General features: G+C 73.2%; 20 protein-coding genes. 6 read left to right on the plus strand and 14 right to left on the minus strand.

Features of this window, described 5'->3' with window-relative positions; all coding sequences use genetic code 11:
* The first annotated feature begins 122 nt into the window (after nucleotides 1-122).
* On the plus strand, nucleotides 123-680 hold the full coding sequence (locus ACF08D_RS12855; protein ID WP_392222633.1) for a PPA1309 family protein: 558 nt from the start codon (nucleotides 123-125) through the stop codon (nucleotides 678-680).
* 33 nt (nucleotides 681-713) lie between these two features.
* Here ACF08D_RS12855 and ACF08D_RS12860 read toward each other — a convergent pair whose 3' ends face one another.
* The 4 genes from ACF08D_RS12860 to ACF08D_RS12875 form a co-directional block, all read right to left on the minus strand.
* Nucleotides 714-1,805, minus strand: a complete 1,092-nt coding sequence (locus ACF08D_RS12860; protein ID WP_392222634.1) for a PDZ domain-containing protein — start codon at nucleotides 1,803-1,805, stop codon at nucleotides 714-716.
* A 67-nt stretch (nucleotides 1,806-1,872) separates the two neighbouring features.
* Nucleotides 1,873-2,043 carry a hypothetical protein gene (locus tag ACF08D_RS12865; RefSeq protein ID WP_392222635.1) on the minus strand — a complete coding sequence of 57 codons (171 nt, stop codon included), beginning with the start codon at nucleotides 2,041-2,043 and terminating at the stop codon, nucleotides 1,873-1,875.
* 145 nt (nucleotides 2,044-2,188) lie between these two features.
* A complete protein-coding gene (locus tag ACF08D_RS12870) occupies nucleotides 2,189-2,650 on the minus strand; it encodes a molybdenum cofactor biosynthesis protein MoaE (RefSeq protein WP_392222636.1) in 462 nt (153 codons plus the stop codon).
* 93 nt (nucleotides 2,651-2,743) lie between these two features.
* On the minus strand, nucleotides 2,744-3,877 hold the full coding sequence (locus ACF08D_RS12875; protein ID WP_392222637.1) for an SDR family oxidoreductase: 1,134 nt from the start codon (nucleotides 3,875-3,877) through the stop codon (nucleotides 2,744-2,746).
* Between the two features lie 190 nt (nucleotides 3,878-4,067).
* On the opposite strand from ACF08D_RS12875, the gene ACF08D_RS12880 reads away from it, so the two are divergent.
* Nucleotides 4,068-5,534, plus strand: a complete 1,467-nt coding sequence (locus ACF08D_RS12880) for a zinc-dependent metalloprotease (protein ID WP_392222638.1) — start codon at nucleotides 4,068-4,070, stop codon at nucleotides 5,532-5,534.
* Entirely contained in the window at nucleotides 5,531-6,061 is a 531-nt protein-coding gene (locus ACF08D_RS12885) for an NUDIX hydrolase (protein ID WP_392222639.1), read from the plus strand. Before ACF08D_RS12880 ends, ACF08D_RS12885 begins: the two co-directional genes overlap by 4 nt.
* Before the next feature lie 75 nt (nucleotides 6,062-6,136).
* On the opposite strand, the gene ACF08D_RS12890 is transcribed toward ACF08D_RS12885, so the two are convergent.
* The 4 genes from ACF08D_RS12890 to ACF08D_RS12905 all read right to left on the minus strand — a co-directional run bounded on the left by ACF08D_RS12890 (nucleotide 6,137) and on the right by ACF08D_RS12905 (nucleotide 10,032).
* On the minus strand, nucleotides 6,137-6,892 hold the full coding sequence (locus ACF08D_RS12890) for an AIM24 family protein (RefSeq protein WP_392222640.1): 756 nt from the start codon (nucleotides 6,890-6,892) through the stop codon (nucleotides 6,137-6,139).
* A gap of 19 nt (nucleotides 6,893-6,911) precedes the next feature.
* Nucleotides 6,912-7,592 (minus strand): AIM24 family protein, encoded by a 681-nt coding sequence (locus tag ACF08D_RS12895; RefSeq protein WP_392222641.1) that lies wholly within the window; start codon nucleotides 7,590-7,592, stop codon nucleotides 6,912-6,914.
* A gap of 13 nt (nucleotides 7,593-7,605) precedes the next feature.
* Nucleotides 7,606-9,285 carry a TerD family protein gene (locus ACF08D_RS12900; RefSeq protein ID WP_392222642.1) on the minus strand — a complete coding sequence of 560 codons (1,680 nt, stop codon included), beginning with the start codon at nucleotides 9,283-9,285 and terminating at the stop codon, nucleotides 7,606-7,608.
* A 171-nt stretch (nucleotides 9,286-9,456) separates the two neighbouring features.
* A complete protein-coding gene (locus ACF08D_RS12905; RefSeq protein ID WP_392222643.1) occupies nucleotides 9,457-10,032 on the minus strand; it encodes a M48 family metallopeptidase in 576 nt (191 codons plus the stop codon).
* Between the two features lie 369 nt (nucleotides 10,033-10,401).
* Between ACF08D_RS12905 and ACF08D_RS12910 the strand changes: the two genes are divergently transcribed.
* Nucleotides 10,402-11,550, plus strand: coding sequence for a ThiF family adenylyltransferase (locus ACF08D_RS12910; RefSeq protein WP_392222644.1), 1,149 nt, complete (start codon nucleotides 10,402-10,404; stop codon nucleotides 11,548-11,550).
* 64 nt (nucleotides 11,551-11,614) lie between these two features.
* Entirely contained in the window at nucleotides 11,615-13,030 is a 1,416-nt protein-coding gene (locus tag ACF08D_RS12915; protein WP_392222645.1) for an ABC1 kinase family protein, read from the plus strand.
* A gap of 57 nt (nucleotides 13,031-13,087) precedes the next feature.
* On the opposite strand, the gene ACF08D_RS12920 is transcribed toward ACF08D_RS12915, so the two are convergent.
* The 5 genes from ACF08D_RS12920 to ACF08D_RS12940 form a co-directional block, all read right to left on the minus strand.
* The gene (locus tag ACF08D_RS12920) at nucleotides 13,088-13,285 is read right to left on the minus strand and encodes a hypothetical protein (RefSeq protein ID WP_392222646.1); all 198 of its coding nucleotides are present in this window, start codon (nucleotides 13,283-13,285) and stop codon (nucleotides 13,088-13,090) included.
* 106 nt (nucleotides 13,286-13,391) lie between these two features.
* On the minus strand, nucleotides 13,392-13,718 hold the full coding sequence (locus tag ACF08D_RS12925; RefSeq protein WP_392222647.1) for a hypothetical protein: 327 nt from the start codon (nucleotides 13,716-13,718) through the stop codon (nucleotides 13,392-13,394).
* Entirely contained in the window at nucleotides 13,715-14,083 is a 369-nt protein-coding gene (locus ACF08D_RS12930; protein WP_392222648.1) for a WhiB family transcriptional regulator, read from the minus strand. The genes ACF08D_RS12925 and ACF08D_RS12930 overlap by 4 nt, the downstream gene beginning before the upstream one ends.
* 171 nt (nucleotides 14,084-14,254) lie before the next feature.
* On the minus strand, nucleotides 14,255-14,587 hold the full coding sequence (locus tag ACF08D_RS12935) for a hypothetical protein (RefSeq protein WP_392222649.1): 333 nt from the start codon (nucleotides 14,585-14,587) through the stop codon (nucleotides 14,255-14,257).
* A gap of 172 nt (nucleotides 14,588-14,759) precedes the next feature.
* Entirely contained in the window at nucleotides 14,760-16,982 is a 2,223-nt protein-coding gene (locus tag ACF08D_RS12940; RefSeq protein ID WP_392222650.1) for an ATP-dependent DNA helicase UvrD2, read from the minus strand.
* A 185-nt stretch (nucleotides 16,983-17,167) separates the two neighbouring features.
* On the opposite strand from ACF08D_RS12940, the gene ACF08D_RS12945 reads away from it, so the two are divergent.
* Nucleotides 17,168-17,410, plus strand: coding sequence for a mycoredoxin (locus ACF08D_RS12945; protein ID WP_156692484.1), 243 nt, complete (start codon nucleotides 17,168-17,170; stop codon nucleotides 17,408-17,410).
* A 15-nt stretch (nucleotides 17,411-17,425) separates the two neighbouring features.
* On the opposite strand, the gene nudC is transcribed toward ACF08D_RS12945, so the two are convergent.
* Entirely contained in the window at nucleotides 17,426-18,337 is a 912-nt protein-coding gene (gene nudC, locus ACF08D_RS12950) for an NAD(+) diphosphatase (RefSeq protein WP_392223182.1), read from the minus strand.
* Between the last annotated feature and the right edge of the window lie 65 nt (nucleotides 18,338-18,402).

Here is an 18,402-nt window from a genome sequence, read left to right on the forward strand (position 1 = left end):
CGCCCCTCGAGTTCGCGGTCGTGTGGTGAAACAGGCCCAGTGATGGCAGAGCCCACTGGTAGAACTTACTGAGGCTTTACCCAGTTCCCGTCTCCGGGTCGAAAGGAGGCAGGATATTGCCCATGTCCAACGTTTCCCCCTCGGGGCCCCCGATGGCCGCCGGCCCGCTGACCCGCGCGGTGCTCGAGATCGACGAGTACGCCTCCGGCCTGGGCTGGGACCAGCCGGCCCGGCTCTTCGCCCTCGTCGACACCGCGCGGCTGCGCACGCAGGAGCCGGGGCTCGCCGCCCAGCTCGGGCTCGACGACGGCGAGGCCGCCGCACCGCTCACCCCGATCGAGCAGGACGAGATCCCGGCCGGCCGGCCGCTCGACGAGTTCCTCGGCACCATCGCCTGGCCGGACGCCGTGGCGGGCTGCGCCATGACGGTGGAGCGGCTGATGCTCCCGCCGTCCGCCGAGGCGTCCGTCCCGGAGGGCCTGGACGAGGCGGGCCTGGCCTCCTGGGTCGCCGCCCACCCGGACCGGCAGGAGGTGCGCATGACGGTGGCGGTGCTGCGCGACGGCGCCCGTGAGTCGGCGCTGCGGCTGCGGGAGAAGGACTCCCCCACCGAGGTCCTCACCGGCTCGGACCTCGTCCCGGGCCTGGCCGAGGCACTGGCGGCCACATTCGAGTCCTGACGCGGCAGTCCGGCCGGCGCTGCGCTCCGCGGGTCAGCGGCCCGCGGAGCAGCTCGGCAGGCCGGTGGTGACGCCCTTGCGGATCTTCTCCAGCGAGGACACCGCGTCCTTGATCGTGTCCACCCTGACCAGGGTGAGCCCGTCGGGGGTGTCCGACGCGGCGGCGGCGCAGTTGTCGGCGGGGGTCAGGAAGTAGCGGGCACCGGCGTTGCGGGCGCCCACCAGCTTCATGTCGATGCCGCCGATGGGGCCGACCTTGCCCTTGTCGTCGATGGTGCCGGTGCCGGCGACGAACGAGCCGCCGGTCAGGTCGCCCGGGGTCAGCTTGTCGACGATGCCCAGCGAGAACATCAGCCCGGCGCTGGGCCCGCCGACGTCGGCGAGCTTGATGTCGATGTGGAACGGGAAGGTGTGGTCGGTCCCGGCCTGGATGCCGACGATCGCCCGGTCGCCCTCGTCGGACGTCCGGGTGGTGAGGGTGATCCGCTCGGTCGTGGCGGGCGCCCGGCCGGCCTTCTCGGCCGCGGCGGCCTCCTTGGCGGGGACGATGGTGAAGACGACCTTCTCGGTGGGCTTGTGCCGGGTGACCAGCTTCGCCACGTCCTCGGGCGCCTTGACCGCCGTACCGTCCACGGCCTTGATGACGTCGCCCGCGTGCAGGGTGCCCTCGGCGGGGCTGTCCTTCTGGACGGACGAGACGACCACACGGGAGGCGACGGGGATGCCCAGCTGGGTCAGGGCGGCGGTCTTGGCGCTCTCCTGGGACTGGCTGAACTCCTCGGCGTTCTCCTGGGTCGACTCCTCCTCGGTCTTGCCGTTCGGATAGAGCGTGTCGTGCGGCACCACGACGCTGTCGTGGGAGAGCCATCCGTAGACCGCCTCGACCAGGTTCATCCTGTAGTCCGCACCGGTGACCCTGACCGTGGTCATGTTGAGGTGCCCGGAGGCGGGGTAGGTCTTGTGGCCGGAGATCTGGAGCACCGGTTCGCCGTCGGCCTCGCCGAGCGTGTTGACCGTCGGTCCCGGGCTCATCTCCGCGTAGGGCACCCGGAAGAAGACTCCCGCGCAGAGCAGCGCGATGAGGACGAGGGTCGAGGCGAGCATCGTCGCGGTGCGGCGTGGCATGGAACGACAGTACGGGACGCGCCCGTCCGTGCACTCCCGGGGCCGGGCCGTCCGGGGCCCGGGGGCGTCAGGCGGTACCGCCACCGGAGTGGGACTTCTCCATCACCTCGCGGAAGCGCGCATAGCCCGCCAGCTCGGCCACGTCGCCGGTCGTACGGTCCCGAGAGGCCCAGCCGCCCCATATCGCCGCACCGATGGCGGCGAAGAGCGGAATCATCAACCAGGCGAGAACGGCCATCGCGACCTCCCATCCCCATGAGCTCGACGCACTGACTGATCAGCAGATTAACCATCCGCCGTATCAACGCTCGTGCCCGGGGTCCGGTTACGCAAATCGGACGCCTGCCCACCGTACGGAACGGTCCGGGCCGGGATGGGCGCGCTCAGCAGGCGCCCACCCACTCCTCGGTGCCGTCGGAGAAGCGCTGGTGCTTCCAGATCGGCACCTCGTGCTTGAGGTCGTCGATCAGCTTCCGGCACGCGGCGAAGGCTTCCGCGCGGTGCGGGCAGGACACGGCGACGACCACCGCGAGATCGCCGACGGCCAGGTCGCCCACCCGGTGGACGGCGGCGAGGGCGCGGACCGGGTGGTCGGCGACGACCTTCTCGGCGACCCGGCGCAGCTCCGCCTCGGCCGTGGGGTGGCTGGAGTACCCGAGGGCGTCGACGTCGGCGCCCCCGTCGTGGTTGCGCACGGTGCCCACGAAGAGGGCCGTGCCGCCGGCGGCGTCGTCGCCGACCGCCCGGAAGACCTCGTCGAGGGAGAGCGGTGTGTCACGGATCGCCAGCAGCCGGATCGGGTCCGCCGCGGCCCGCTCGCCGGGGTGGTCGTACGTGGGTGCCATGCAGCCATCGTGCCGCACGCCGCGGACATCCCGGAATAGCGTTTTCGACCGGCCCGGCCACGCGCGCGTTGGAGCCTCCTACGACGCCGGCCGCTACAGGCCCCGGCGCTTGCGGGCGCGGCGGACCAGCGCGGCCGTGCCGAGGAGGGCGACCGTCGCGCCCGCGGCGCCCGCGGCGGTGGCGTCCTTGCGGCCCAGACGGCGGCCGGCGACCGTGTGGCGGCCCTCGACCTCCTCCAGCAGCGCGGCGAGGACCTCCTCGTTGGTCCACTCCGGCCGCCAGCCCGCGTCGTGCAGCCGCCCGACGCTGACCACCCACGGGTGCATCGTGTAGGCGAGGTCCCCGGCCGGTGACGGGGTGAGCCCGATCCTGTGGAGCCGGGCCGCCGCGCCGAGGGCCACCGCGGAGGGCAGCTCCATGCGGCGGATCCCGCTGAGCTCCTCGACCTCCTCCTGCTCCAGCCAGCCGTCGCAGCCGACCGCGAACTCGCCCTCGACCTTCTCCAGGGCCGCGTACTCCAGCGCGCTGACCAGGTCCTCGACGTGGCAGAACTGCCAGGCGGGCCGGGATCCGGCGACCACCAGCAGCCGGGGCGACTCGAAGTAGCGCGTCAGCGCGGTGTCCGTGCCGCCCACCAGCAGGGCGGGGCGCACGACGGTGACGTTCAGGCCGGGGTGCGCGCGGGGCGCCCGGCGCGCGAGCCGTTCGATCTCCAGCAGGTCGCCCACGCCGGTGGCCTCGGCGGTGGCCCGCAGCTCGGCGTCCTCCGAGAGCGGGATGTCGTTGTCGGGGAGTGCTCCGTACACCATGGCGGAGGTGCACAGCACCACCCGGTGCACGCCCGCGGCGGCCGCCGCGGTGAGCACGGTCTGCGTCCCGCGGACGTTGTAGGCGGTACGGGCGGCCGCGTCGGTCTCCAGGTCGAGATCGAGCGCGAGGTGCACCACGACGTCGGCGCCGCGCAGCTTCTCGGCGATGGCCGGGTCCCGTACGTCGAGGATGTGCCACTGCGCCTCGGAGACCTCGCCCCTGCGCTCGTCGATGGCGATGAGCTGCTTGACCTCCTCCGACGCGGCCAGGCGCCGGACGAGCAGGTCTCCGATGCCGGACGCGGCACCGGTGACCGCGACGACGGGGCCGCGGCCTGCGGACGGGGGCGGGCTGTTTCGCCCCTGGCGAACTTCGGTGCTCTGCGTCGGGCGAACCTGCGGATCTGGGGAACTCACCGGGCGTCTCCAGCGGTTGTCTTCAGTACGTACGTGTATGACGCGTACGTACCAGGTGGCGTCCATCCTGCCGCAGGCCATGAGCCGGTGGAGCACCGAGCCCGTATCCGGTTCGGATGTCTACGCTGGTGGTGTTGTCGGGCAGCCGCCGCCGGCAGGAAGCCGGCGGCCCTACGAGCCGAGGAACCCCGTGAGTGACACCCCATTCGGATTCGGCCTTCCGCCGGAGGAGCCGGAGGACGGCGACGAGGGCAAGAAGAAGGGACCTGCCGAAGGTGGCAAGGGTGCCGGTGGCGACCCGTTCGGGTTCGGCGGCATGCCGGGCATGCCGGGGGGCGCCGACAATCCGTTCGCCGCGATGTTCGGGTCCCTGAACCCCACGGACCTGGGGGCGGCCTTCCAGCAGCTCGGCCAGATGCTGAGCTACGAGGGCGGTCCCGTCAACTGGGACATGGCCAAGCAGATCGCCCGCCAGACGGTCGCGCAGGGCACGTCCGACGGCACCAAGGACGCCAGCGTCGGCCCGGCCGAGCGGGCCGCGGTCGAGGAGGCCGTGCGCCTGGCCGACCTGTGGCTGGACGGCGTGACGTCGCTGCCCTCGGGCGCGAGCACGGCGGTGGCGTGGAGCCGCGCGGAGTGGGTCGAGGCGACGCTGCCGGCCTGGCAGCAGCTGGTCGACCCGGTCGCCGAGCAGGTCGGCGCGGCGATGGGCGACGTCCTGCCCGAGGAGATGCAGGCCATGGCGGGCCCGCTGATCGGCATGATGCGCTCCATGGGCGGCGCCATGTTCGGCCAGCAGATCGGGCAGGCCGTGGGCGTCCTGGCCGGTGAGGTGGTCGGCTCGACCGATGTCGGTCTGCCGCTGGGCCCGGCGGGGAAGGCCGCGCTGCTCCCGCTGAACATGGCGGCCTTCGGCAAGGACCTGGGCGTGGCGCAGGACGAGGTGCGGCTGTACCTGGCCCTGCGGGAGGCCGCCCACCAGCGGCTCTTCGCGCATGTGCCGTGGCTGCGCTCGCACCTGTTCGGCGCGGTCGAGGGGTATGCGCGCGGGATCAAGGTCGACACCAGCAAGCTGGAGGACGCGGTCGGCGGGCTCGACCCGTCCAACCCGGAGCAGCTGCAGGAGGCCCTTCAGCAGGGCATGTTCCAGCCGGAGGACACGCCGGAGCAGAAGGCCGCGCTGGCCCGCCTGGAGACGGCGCTGGCGCTGGTCGAGGGCTGGGTGGACGCGGTGGTGCACGAGGCCGCCAAGACCCGGCTGACCTCGGCCGACGCGCTGCGTGAGACGCTGCGCCGGCGGCGCGCCTCGGGCGGCCCGGCCGAGCAGACCTTCGCCACGCTGATCGGGCTGGAGCTGCGGCCGCGCCGGCTGCGGGACGCCTCGCGGCTGTGGGCGTCGCTCACGGACGCGCGCGGGGTGGACGGCCGCGACGGTCTGTGGGAGCACCCGGACATGCTGCCGACCGCGTCCGACCTGGACGACCCGGACGGCTTCGTCCACCGCGAGCACCTGGACTTCTCCGAGCTGGACAAGATGCTGGGCGAGGCCGCCGGCGGCAAGCGCGGCCAGGGCGGCGAGCGGACCGGGAGCGACGAGCCGGACGACCGGCGCGGCGAGCAGGACAAGGGCGAGGGTCAGGACGAGTCCGACCGGTGAGCCTGCACGACGACGCCACCCTCGTCCTGAAGGGGTACGAAGGGTCCGGGGACCAGGCGGAGCTGCGCCGGGTCTACCTCGACCACCTGGCCGCCCACCCGGACGGCATGTGGAAGGCGTGCGGGTCCGGGCACCTGACGGCCAGCGCCCTGGTGGTCGACCCGGGCCGCGGCCGGGTGCTGCTGACCCTGCACCGGAAGCTGAACATGTGGCTGCAGATGGGCGGCCACTGCGAGCCGGGTGACGAGACGGTCGCCGGGGCGGCGCTGCGCGAGGCGACGGAGGAGTCCGGGATCGGCGGCCTGACGCTCCTGGCGGGCGGCCCTGCCCGGCTGGACCGGCACCCCATCCCGGCGCCCTGCCACTGGCACCTGGACGTGCAGTACGTGGCGGTCGCGCCGCCGGACGCGGTGGCGGCGATCAGCGACGAGTCGCTGGACCTGCGCTGGTTCGGGTACGACGAGGTGCCGGCCGTGGCCGACGCGTCGGTGGTACGGCTGGTGGAAGCGGCTCGCGCGTCGCTCTGACGCACGGGTGCGCGGCCCACGGGCCCACGGGTAAGGGGCGGTCGCCATGGCGACCGCCCCTTACCCGTACCCGGATCAGTTCCAGGCGTTGTTCTGGTTCTGGGCGCGCGCGCCCTGCTGGCCGACGCCGAACTGCGCGCCGACGCCCTGGCCGATCTGCGCGTTCTGCGGGGGCATGACCTCGCTGGGCTGGACCAGCGCGAAGCCCTCGCCGAGGAAGCTCAGCTCCCAGCCCTCGCCGGTGCTGCCCCGGCGGCGGCGGACGTTGGACGAGTGCGTCTGGGCCTGCATCTGGACGCGCAGCGCCGTGGACCAGGCGACGATCGCGTCGGCGTCCACATTGACGTACTTGTCGGGCGTGATGTGCATCATCAGCGGCTGGCCGGACGTCATCAGGGCCACCTTGCCCCGGCCGGAGATGTTCAGCTGGTACTTGCCGGAGCCGGAGATACCGTACTGGCTGTCCACGGCGATCACCTCGGTGTGCAGGGTGGAGTCCAGCGCCAGGACATAGGCGCTGTCCACGGTGAGGCCCTCCTGGTCCACGTCCACGACGTGGATGTACTGCGCCAGGTTGGCGAAGTACACGGTCCCCTGCCCGGAGCAGCGCATCAGGTCCAGGCCCTCACCGGTGTTGGCGCGGGCGCGGCGCTGGCTGTTGTTCTGGTACTCGCCGTCGAAGTCGATGAGCCCCTGGTACGCGACCATGGCGCCCTTGCGGGCGAGGACGTCGTCGTGGCCGGTGAGGGCGACCCGCAGGAGCTGCGGGTTCTGCACGGCGTACCGCTCCTGGCTCTGCTGTTCGGTGTGGCTGAAAAGCGGGCTCTGCATGGTGTGTTCTCGCTCCCCCTCAGCCCCGGATCCGCAGGCGGTCCGTGCTGTCCTCGCTCGGCTGTACGACGACGATGCCCTGTCCCGAGAAGGCCATCTGGTACGCCTCTCCGCTGCCCCGCCCGATCAGGGAGGAGGCCTTGAAGCTGCGCTTGCCCTTGATCTTGAGCGCGGGCGACCAGGCGACGAGCGCGTCGGGGTCGACGTACGTCTCGTCCTCGCCCCGGCCGCAGTCGACGACGATCGGCGTGCCGCGCGAGGTCAGGGCGACCCAGCCGGCGCCGGCGAACTGGACGTTCCACAGGCCCTGTCCGGCGAACTTGGCCATGCCCTTGACCCGTTCGGCACCCCACTGGAGGTGGGCGTCGAAGGCCAGCACATTGGTGCCGTTCACGGACAGCGCGTCGTTGTCGAGGTTGATCACCACGACGTCGGCGCCGTAGTCCGCGAGGTACAGCAGGCCGTCCCCGGAGCACTTCATGACGGGGGCGCCCTCGCCGGTCACCCACTGGGAGGCGATCTGGCGGACGGCGGGCGGGTTGGGCTCGTACTGGACGAAGCCCTCGTAGGACACGACGGAGCCGGTCCGGGCGTAGAGGTCCTGGCCGGAGGCCATGGCCACCTTGAGCATGTGGCGGCCGTGGTTCTCCATCCTGGCCGCGACGGGGGTCGGGGCGAAGCCCGCGAGTTGCTGGGTCATGGTTCGGGCTCCCTCAGACCTCGTAGGGCTGGACGACGATGAAGTTGCCGGGGGCGCCCCGGAACTGGAGGTTCACGGTCTCCCCGCTGTGGCCGGGGTAGGCGTTGCGGCGCAGCCGGACCTGGCTGGAGAGGATCACCTGGGAGGCGGACGACCAGGCGACGACGGCGTTGCAGTCGGCAAAGGTCGTCGGCGTGACGGGCAGCACGACCGGGACGCCGTGGGTCTTCACGACGACCGTGCCGGTGCCCTGGAACTGCATGGTGAACAGCGCGCCGCCGGGGATGCCGTGGCCCTCGATCCGGCGCACCTCGTGCTGGAGCGACTCGTCGAAGGCGAGGACGTTCTCCGCGGAGACGCAGATGCCGTCGCCCTGGAGCTCGATGGGGTGCAGATGGGCGCCGTTCTCGGCGAGGAACACCTGGCCGCGTCCGGTGCAGCGCATCAGCTGCATCTCCTGGCCGGTGGCATTGCCGACGACCCGGCCGGAGAATCCGGCGCCCTTGTAGCCGAAGTCGACCTTGCCCTGGTACATGACCATGCTGCCCTGGCGGGCCAGCACGGGGGTGCCGCCCATCGCCAGGTCGACCCGCATGAGTTGCTGGTTCTGCGGGGTCCAGCGCTGGCCGGTGGCGGTCTCGCGGTACTTCTGGAGCGCGGCCGTGAGCCCGGCGCCGCCCTGGGGCGCCCCCTGGGGCACGCCGTGCGGCATCCCGCCCTGGGGCACGCCCGGCTGCTGTCCGTACGGCTGGCCGTACTGCGGCTGCCCGTACGGGCCGGGGGCCGGGGGCTGCTGGCCGTAGGGCGGGGTGCCCGGCGGCGGTGTCTGCCCGGGGACCTGCCCGTACTGCGGCTGGTGGGGCTGGTGCGGGTGCGGCGGCTGGTGCGGCGGCTGCTGGCTGTACGGGGACGGGGCGGCCGGCGCCGGCGGAACCGGCGTCGGGGCGGGCGGCGTCGGCGCGACCGGGGTGAGCGGCGCGGCGAGCGTCGGCGCGGTGTGCACGGGCGGCGCGGGCGCGGGCGCGGGCGGGGCACCGAACGAGGGCGCGGGCTGGGGCGCCTGGGGGGCCGCGGGCGCGGGCTCGGGAGCCTGCGGGGCGGCGAACGGGGGCGGGGCGAAGGCCGGTGCCGCCGCCTGCGGCGGCTGCGGTGCGGCCTGCTCCTCCTCGGCGACCTCGCCGCCGAAGTTCTTCAGCAGCGCCTCAAGGCCGCCGTCGAAGCCCTGGCCCACGGCGGCGAACCGCCAGACGTCCTTGAGGTAGAAGTCGCCGAGCATCACCGCGCGCTCGGTGCTGAACTCCGAGCCGTCGAAGGCGTACCGGGCCACTTCCTCGCCGCCCGCGACGATCCGGAGGTAGCCGGGTCCCACCTGGGACATCTGCCCCGCGCCGTCGATCGTCGCGGTGAAGGACAGCTTGTGGATGTGCGGCGGGACGCGGTCGAGCGTGACGCGGAAGGACTCGGTGTCACCGGCCTGCGCGCCGAGGAGCTGGATCGACTCCTCGGGCGACTTCGGCTGGTTGAAGAAGATGAAGTAGCGGTCGTCCGAGAGCTGTTCGTTGGCGTCGAGGCCGAAGCAGCTGATGTCGAAGGTCAGCCCGGGCGCGGCGATCTGCACGCCCACGTACAGATCGGTTCCGGGTGTGAGATCGCTGATCTTGGCCTTGTGGCCCCGTTGGAATTCCCTGGCCATGCGTAACGACCGTCCCCCATCCCGAATTTTCGATTACGTCGCGCCAGGCTAACGGCTGGCGATGACAATGAGCCAAGCCGGGACGGTTTCGGTACAGGATCGGTGAATCCCACGGTTGCCGGCGGCCGCCGGCGGGTGCTGCCGGCTTCCGGCGTCACCCGGGGGCGGTCGTCACTGTCCGCGACCGGTCGGCGGGTGGGGCAGCCGGCCGGCCGCGACGACACCCTCGAGGTAGCCGCGGGCCCGCTCGGTGCGCGGGTAGGCCTCCAGCAGCCGCCAGAACCGGGGGCCGTGTCCGGGGACGAGAAGGTGGGCCAGCTCGTGGACGAGGACGTAGTCCACGACGTACTCGGGCATGCCCTGAAGGCGGTGGGAGAGGCGGATGCTGCCCTCCGCGGGCGTGCACGAGCCCCACCGGGTGTTCTGGTTGGTCACCCATCGCACGGACGTGGGCCGGGCGTGGCCCTCGAAATACTGGGCGGACAGCCGCTCCGCCCGCTCCGCCAGCTCGGTGTCGCCGAGGGTGCGCCTGCTCTCCTGGGCGGCGAGCTTGTCCAGCATCATGGTCACCCAGCGCCGCTCCTCCGCCTCGGACATCCGGGCGGGGATGAGGACGACGGTCCGGTCGCCCTCGCGGTAGGCGGAGACGGTCCGGCTGCGCCGGGCACTTCTGCGGACCTCGACCTCCCGCGTCCCCGCGCCACGGGGCGGGTCGCTCGCGGGTCTGCGCTGTGGGTCGGCGGGCACGCCCCGACGTTACCCGCTGTCAGCGGGGGAAGTCCCGCCTCCGGAACGCCTGGCGTGTGATCCGTCCACAGCCTGCACCATTTGAACGATTAATGCGCCGCCCTGTGGACAACTTTCCGCCGCTCGTCGCGGGACCGGGCATTCTGACGCAGGAGATCACGAGAGATCGCGGGAGACCGCTGAAGATCGCGGGAATCGGCGCGGGATCGAGGATCGACGATCGAGGGCCCCGGAGATCGGGGGCTCGGGGTTCTGGGGCTCGGGGTTCTGGGGCTCGGGGTTCTGGGGCTCGGGGCTCCGGGGCTCGGGGCTCCGGGGCTCGGGGCTCGGGGATCGAAGGCCGGGGATCGAGGGTTCGGGGAGGCGGAGATGCATCCGATGGTGAAGCCCGCGCTGCGCCGCGCCTGGAGGAGTCTCCAGACGGTGCAGTTCGGGGCGGCTCCGGCGCACGCGGTGGTGCTCGGGCCGGTGGACACGGTGACGGGGGCGCTGCTCGGGCTGTTCGACGGCACCCGGGGGCTGGAGCTGCTGCGGGAGGAGGCGAGGGCGCTCGGGTTGCCCGACGGGCGGCTGGAGGCGCTGCTGGACCGGCTGGCCGGGGCGGGGCTGCTGGAGGACGCGACGGCCGGTGACCCGCCCGGCGGGCCGGGGCCGCCGGGGTGGCGGGAGGAGGACGGCGCGCGGGAGCGGCTGCTCGCCGACCGGGCGTCGCTGTCGGTGGTCCACCGCGAGCCGGGCGGGGCGGCGCGGCGGCTGGCCGCGCGGCGGGCGACGCGGGTGCAGGTGCGGGGCGCGGGGCGGGTCGGGGCGGGTGTCGCGGCGCTGCTGTCGTCGTCGGGGGTGGGCCGGGTGGAGGTGCTGGACGGTGATCGGGTGGAGCCGTGGGACGTGGCGCCCGGCGGGTTGCCGGCGGAGGCGGTGGGTGAGCGGCGGGACACGGCGGCCCGGCGGCTGGTGGGGCGGTCGGCGCCGGGCGGGCGGGTGCCCCGGACGGCCCGGGCGGCGGGCTCGGAGCCGGGGCTGTCCCTGGTGGTCGTGGCTCCGCGGGACGGGCTGGGGGCCTTCGCCCCCGATCCGGTGCCCGCCGAGGGCTGGGTGGCCACGGGCACCCCTCATCTGTACGCGGGGGTGATCGAGGCGACCGGTGTGGTGGGCCCGCTGGTGCTGCCGGGCGGCACGGCGTGCGCCGGGTGCGTCGAGCTGGAGCGGTCCGACCGGGACCCGGCGTGGCCCCGGATGCTGGCGCAGTGGCGGTCGGGGCGGCGGAGCGCGGTGCCGCCGTGCGACCAGGGGCTGGCGGCGGCGGTGGCGGGGCTCGCGGCGGCGCACGCGCTCGCGTTCCTGGACGGTGATCTGCCGACGAGCACGGGGGCCCGCTGGGAGGTGTCGCTGCCGTTGCTGGAGTGGCGCACGGAGCGGATGCCGCCGCATGCGGACTGCCCCTGCGGGGCGAGCGGGCGCGGGGAGGGGGCGCGCGCCTCGGTGCCGGCGGGCGGGCAGGACACAATGGCTGGGTAACCGCGGCCGACGAGGCGACGCCCTTGGCAGACGCGGCACGGCAGTCTGGGATTTGGAGGGGCGCATGTCTGATCTTCCCCGGAAGGCGGTCACCCGTACCGTCAAGTTGGCCTCGTTGCCTCTGGGCTTCGCCGGCCGCGCCACATGGGGTCTCGGCAAGCGGATCGGGGGCAAGTCCGCGGAGATCGTCGCCAAGGAGCTGCAGCAGCGCACGGCGGACCAGTTGTTCCGCGTGCTGGGAGAGCTGAAGGGGGGTGCGATGAAGCTCGGGCAGGCGATGTCGGTCTTCGAGTCGGCGCTCCCCGAGGAGATAGCGGGGCCCTACCGGGCGGCGCTGACCAAGCTCCAGGAGGCCGCCCCGCCCATGCCGGTGCGCACGGTGCACGCGGTGCTGGAGGAGCGGCTCGGCGAGGAGTGGCGCGAGCTGTTCCTGGAGTTCGACGAGAAGCCCTCGGCGGCCGCGTCGATCGGCCAGGTGCACCGGGCGGTGTGGCACGACGGGCGGCAGGTCGCGGTGAAGCTGCAGTATCCGGGTGCGGGCGAGGCGCTGCTGTCGGACCTGGCGCAGCTGAGCCGGTTCACCCGGCTGCTGGGGCCGCTGATGCCGGGCATGGACATCAAGCCGCTGATCGCGGAGCTGCGGGACCGGGTGGCCGAGGAGCTGGACTACGAGCTGGAGGCGGAGGCGCAGCGGGCGCACGCCGAGGAGTTCGCCGGCGATCCGGACGTGGTGGTGCCGGACGTGGTGCACCAGTCCGACCAGGTGCTGGTGACGGAGTGGATCGACGGGACGCCGCTGTCGGAGGTCATCGCGGACGGTACGGAGGAGGAGCGGGACCGCGCCGGTCAGCTGCTGGCCCGGTTCCTCTTCTCGGGGCCGGCCCGGACGGGGCTGCTGCACGCCGATCCGCACCCCGGGAACTTCCGTCTGCTGCCCGCTCCGGACGGCCGGGACGGCCAGGACGGCGAGAGCGGCGAGAGCGGCGAGGACCGTGCCGCGGGCCTGCGGCTGGGGGTGCTGGACTTCGGGACGGTGGACCGGCTGCCCGGTGGTCTGCCGGACACCATCGGCGCGGCACTGAGGACGACCCTGGACGGCGACGCGGACGGGGTCTACGACATGCTCCGCGAGGAGGGCTTCGTCAAGGAGACGATCGAGCTCGATCCGGACGCGGTGCTGGAGTACCTGCTGCCGATCATCGAGCCGGCGCGGGCCGGGGAGTTCACCTTCACCCGGGAGTGGATACGGGGCCAGGCGGCCCGGATCGCCGATCCGCGTTCCCCGGCGCACCAGTTGGGCAAGCAGCTCAACCTTCCGCCGTCGTACCTGCTGATCCACCGGGTGACGCTGAGCACCATCGGGGTGCTGTGCCAGCTGAACGCCACGGTGCGGCTGCGGGAGGAGCTGGAGGAGTGGCTGCCCGGCTTCCTGCCGGAGGAGGGCGACGCCGATCCCGCTCCGGCGGCGGCGCGGGTCTGACCCGGCGGGTGCCGCGCGCCCGGCTCCGGGCGCGTGGCGTTCCGGGGCCGGCCCGGGTCACCACCAGGAGGAGTCGAGTCTGCTCTCGATGGCGCGGAGGTGGGCACGGGCGCAGTCGTCGCAGAAGTAGAGGCGGCTGCCGTTCTCCACGGAGCAGGTCCAGGTCACCGGGAGGCTGTCGGCGGTCGCGCCGCACCGGGAGCACACCACGCTCGGCGCGTCCGGCCGCGAGGGGGGAGAAGTCCGCTCGTTCACCACGAGACGATAACTCCGCCGGGAGGCCCGGGCGGTGCGCCACGCACCGCGGGGACCGGCCCATGAGGACCGGTCCCCGCGCATCGTCAGTGCCGGACGTGCGGCACTAGTTCATGACGGCCATGGCCAGCGCGCGGCGGGCACGCAGCGAGACGCGCTCGGCGCGGCGCTGCATGCGCCGGGCGGCCACCAGGCGCATGGCCTGGCGCTCCGCGTCGGCTTCCCGCATGCGGTCGTGCATATGGGCACGAGCCAGGGCTTCTTGGATGAGTTGCATCTCACGGTTCCTGTTCTGACGCGAGGCGGTCGCGCCGATGGTGGTGACGGCTGGGGTCGCGGAGCCGGACGGCTCGCTGGCGGAAGAGGTCATCGGGGCCTGCTTCTGGGGATCGTGCGTGAGGGGGCGGTCGATGGTTCCGGTCCGGAGGTTCATGCCGTGACCGGGTTCTTGCGCGGGCGGCCACGGGGCCGCTTGCGGGCGACGACCACGCCCTGGACGAAGAGCTCACCGCCCCAGACGCCCCACGGCTCACGCCGCTCCTTGGCGCCGGCGAGGCACGCCTCGACGAGGGGGCAGGTGCGGCAGAGGGACTTGGCGTACTCGACGTCGGCCGGCGACTCGGCGAAGAAGACCTCGGGGTCGTAGGAACGGCACGGTACGGGTACGCCGAGGTTCTCGATGGCGTCGTCGAGCGCGGTGAGCGCGGTGAGGGGGGTCAAGGTCGGGTCCTCCGTGGGGACGGGCGGGGGGATCGTTTCGGAAGGCGGTACGGACGGGGCGTGCGCTTCGAGTTGCACGGTGTCTTTTTCCTCGTCTGGTCGGTCCGGCCGGTCGGCCGGTGGGCTGGTACCGGGTACTGCGTCGTCCCGAGGCTCCTTCGGGCCGTTCCGCCCGTTCGGGCAAAACAGAAGGGCCGCGGATCCCGGGTGGGGTTCCGCGGCCCTGAAGGCGCCGGCCTGATCACTGGATCAGGCTGGATCACTCCAGGGTTCGAGCCCACGGAAGGCCCACATCGTGTGGTGCTGCTGCTTCTGCGTCTTCGTCTCGGCACCGGTCGCCGCCGCAAAGCCATAGGCGATGGCCTTGCCTGCTGCTACTCCTGCTTCCAGTGCCTCGGTCGGTCGCTCGGCGCGCTCCCGGACGGCCGGAGCCGCCAGGAGGGTGGCAGGACGCACGGCGGCGAAGCCGGGCATGCCGGAGCTGAGGAGCGACGAACCGGAGAGGCCGAGGGTGCAGGCGGAGACGACCGCGCGATCGGTCATTTTGGCGGTGCTGACGAAGCTGCTGTTGATGCTGATCACTGGAATCGCCTCCTCTCGGCGTCTCGGGTGGGGATCGGTCGGAACCGGTCCCGCGCGCTATTCGGACAAGTACAGCACGAAGACGGGGCTTCGGAGAAGCCGCCGTTTCCGTGGTTAAGAACCTATGGGGCTTGACGGGGCGGGCGCAAACTATTTTTTCGACGAGTTCGGATCAGTCCTCGCCGGCCCCTCCGCCCGGCTCCTGGCCTGCGCAGATGGCGAGGACATCGGCGCCGTGGCGGCCGAGCTTGCGGACGCCGACGCCCGGGATGCGGGCCAGCTCCCCGTCGTGGGACGGGGCGGCCTCGGCGATCGCCATCAGGGTCTTGTCGGTGAAGACGCACCACGCGGGCTGGCCGAGCCTGCGGGCCTGCTCGGAGCGCCAGTCCACCAGCCGCTCGTAGAGCGCCTCGTCCATGTCGGAGGGGCAGTCCTCGCAGCGCATCAGCTTCATCTCGCCGGCGTCCGTGAGGGTGGCGCCGCAGACCCGGCACCGCGCCGGGCCCCGGCGCCCGCGCCGCGCGGAGGCGGTCCCCGCCGGGCCGCCCGCGCTGCGCTCGATGCCGCCGCCCGCGGCCGCGGCCCGCCCCCCGGGCGCCGCCGAGCCGGGGCGCAGGCCGGACAGGAAGCGGGAGGGCCGGCGCGAGGGGCGGCCGCCCGGGGATCGGGAGAGGGACCAGGACAGCGAGAGGTGCAGCCGGGCGCGGGTGACCCCCACGTACAGCAGGCGGCGCTCCTCCTCGATCTGCTCCTCGGTCTTGGCGTAGGTGATCGGCATCGTGCCCTCGCTCAGGCCGACCAGGAACACCGCGTCCCACTCCAGGCCCTTCGCCGAGTGCAGCGAGGCGAGGGTGACGCCCTGGACGGTCGGCGCGTGCTGGGCGGCGGCCCGCTCGTCCAGCTCGGCGACCAGGTCGCCGAGGCCGGCGCCCGGCCGGGCGCGGGCGAAGTCCTCGGCGAGCCGCACCAGGGCCGCCAGGGACTCCCAGCGGTCGCGGACGGCTCCGGAACCGGTGGGCGGCTCGGTCGTCCACCCCTTGGTGGACAGCACGGCGCGCACCTGCGCCGGCAGGTCCTCGGCGTCGTCGAGCAGGGAGTCGTTGCCCCCGGCCCGGGCGGCGCCACGCAGGGCGACGCCCGCCTCCCGCACCTCGGCGCGCTCGAAGAACCGCTCGGCGCCGCGCAGCTGGTAGGGCACGCCCGCGTCGGCGAGGGCCTGCTCGTAGACCTCCGACTGGGCGTTGATCCGGTAGAGCACGGCGATCTCACCGGCGGGCACGCCCGCGGCGATCAGGTCCCGGATGCGGCGGGCGGTGCCCTCCGCCTCGGCCGGCTCGTCGCCGTACTCGGTGAAGACGGGCGGGGGGCCGGGGTCGCGCTGGGAGACCAGCTCCAGGCGGTGCTCGGCGGCACGGCCGCGGGCCTGGGCGAGCAGCCCGTTGGCCAGGTGGACGACCTGGGGCGTGGAGCGGTAGTCGCGGACCAGCTTCACCACGGTGGCGCCGGGGTGGCGGGTGCGGAAGTTCAGCAGGTGGTCGGGGGTGGCGCCGGTGAAGGAGTAGATGGTCTGGCTGGCGTCGCCGACCACGCAGAGGCTGTCGCGGTCCCCGAGCCACAGGTCGAGCAGCCGCTGCTGGAGCGGCGAGACGTCCTGGTACTCGTCCACCACGAAGTGCTGGTACTGGGAGCGGATGCGCTCGGCGATGTCGTGCCGGTCCTGGAGGATGCCGACGGTCAGCAGCAGGACGTCCTCGAAGTCGATCGTCCCCCGGTCCCGCTTGAGCTGCTCGTACATGGCATAGATCTGGCCAATCTCGGCGGGGTCGCGCGGGGCGTCGCGCTGGGCCTTGGCGACCGCGGCCGGATAGTCGGCGGGGACGGTCTGGGTGACCTTGGCCCACTCGATCTCGCTCGTGACGTCGCGCAGCTCGTTCCGGTCGAGGCGGATCCGGCAGCGGGCGCCGGCGTCGGCGACCAGCTGGACCTTGCGATCCAGCAGCCGGGGGAGGTCGCCACCGACGACTTTCGGCCAGAAGAACTGGAGCTGGCGCAGCGCCGCCGAGTGGAAGGTGCGCGCCTGGACGCCGCCCGCGCCGAGCTGGCGCAGCCGCCCGCGCATCTCGCCGGCGGCCCGGTTGGTGAAGGTGACGGCCAGCACGCTGGCGGGCTGGAGGATGCCCGCGCGGACGCCGTACGCGATCCGGTGGGTGATCGCGCGCGTCTTGCCCGTGCCGGCGCCCGCCAGCACGCACACCGGACCGTGCAGGGCGGTCGCCACCTCGCGCTGCTCCGGGTCCAGCCCGTCGAGCACCGCGTCGGCGTCCGCGGGCGGGGCCATGATCTGGCTCACGCCCGGGGTCCCCGGGAAGAGAGTGGAGTGCGTTGCTGATGTCACCCTGCCATGCTGCCAGGTCGCCGGAGGCCCCCGTGACGGTTGTCCACAGGGCCGGCAGCGCGGTCGTACTAATGCCGTCGAGCGCGGTCGCGTCGGTGCCGCGGGAATGGTCGCGCCGCGCCGGACGTTCTGCCTGCTGGTGCCCGCAGGCACCGACCCCCGATCCCTCCCGAGGAGCGCGAACGATGCAGGGCAGCCTGACGATGTACAGCACGACCTGGTGCGGCTACTGCCGGCGGCTGAAGAGCCAGATGGACCGCGAGGGCATCGCGTACACCGAGATCAACATCGAGCAGGACCCGGAGTCGGCCGCGTTCGTGGAGAAGGCCAACGGGGGCAACCAGACCGTCCCGACCGTCCTCTTCGCGGACGGGACGACCCTGACGAACCCCTCGCTGGCCCAGGTCAAGCAGAAGATCGGCGCCTGACCGGCGCGACCGGCGCTACGCCACGTTCCCGGGCTTCGGCAGCGGCTTGCCGTACCAGAGCTCGATCAGGCGGGCCGCGATCGAGATCCCGTACGGAGGCAGGACCTCCCCGGACTCGAACGCGGCCCGCAGCTCGTCCCGGGAGAACCAGCGGGCCTCCTCGATCTCGTCCCCGTCGACCTCGATCTCCGAGGACGTGGCCCGTGCCATGAAGCCCAGCATCAGGCTCGACGGGAACGGCCACGGCTGGCTGGCGACGTACTCCACCTCGCCGACCGTCACCCCGGCCTCCTCGAAGACCTCCCGGGCCACCGACTGCTCGATGGACTCGCCGGGCTCCACGAAGCCCGCGAGCGTCGAGAAGCGGCCCTCCGGCCAGTGGACCTGCCGGCCCAGCAGCGCCCGGTCCTGCTCGTCCGTCACCAGCATGATCACCGCCGGGTCGGTGCGCGGGTAGTGCTCGGCCCCGCAGGCGGGGCAGCGGCGGATGTGGCCGGCCGCGGCGATCACCGTGCGCTCGCCGCAGCGCGAGCAGAAGCGGTGGAGCCGCTGCCAGTTCTCCAGGGCCACCGCGTGCACCAGCAGCCCGGCGTCCCTGGGGGACAGCAGCAGGCCGGCCTCGCGCAGCCCGGCCGGGCGCGCCGACTGGTCCATGCGCCCCGGCAGGGAGTCCTTCTGGAGCGCGAAGTAGCGGACGCCGTCCGCGTCCGTCCCCAGGAAGTACCGGTGGGTCTCGGTGACGGGCGCCTCGAAGGCGGGCGTCATCACCAGTTCCGTACGGCCGTCGGGGGTGTCGTCGATCAGGGCCTGGCCGCCGGAGACCACGAAGACCCGGGTCGTCGGGTGGCTCCAGGCCGCGGCCAGCCACGCCTCGTCGAGGCGGTGGTGGGCGGCGCGGTCGATGCCGCTCGGCGCGGTGAGCCCGATCGGGCGCGACGGGTCGAGCGACCGGGAGGCGCCGGCCGGCGAGGACGTGGCGACGGGCCGGGACG

The sequence above is a fragment of the Streptomyces sp. NPDC015131 genome (assembly GCF_043079975.1).
Classification (GTDB): Bacteria; Actinomycetota; Actinomycetes; order Streptomycetales; family Streptomycetaceae; genus Streptomyces.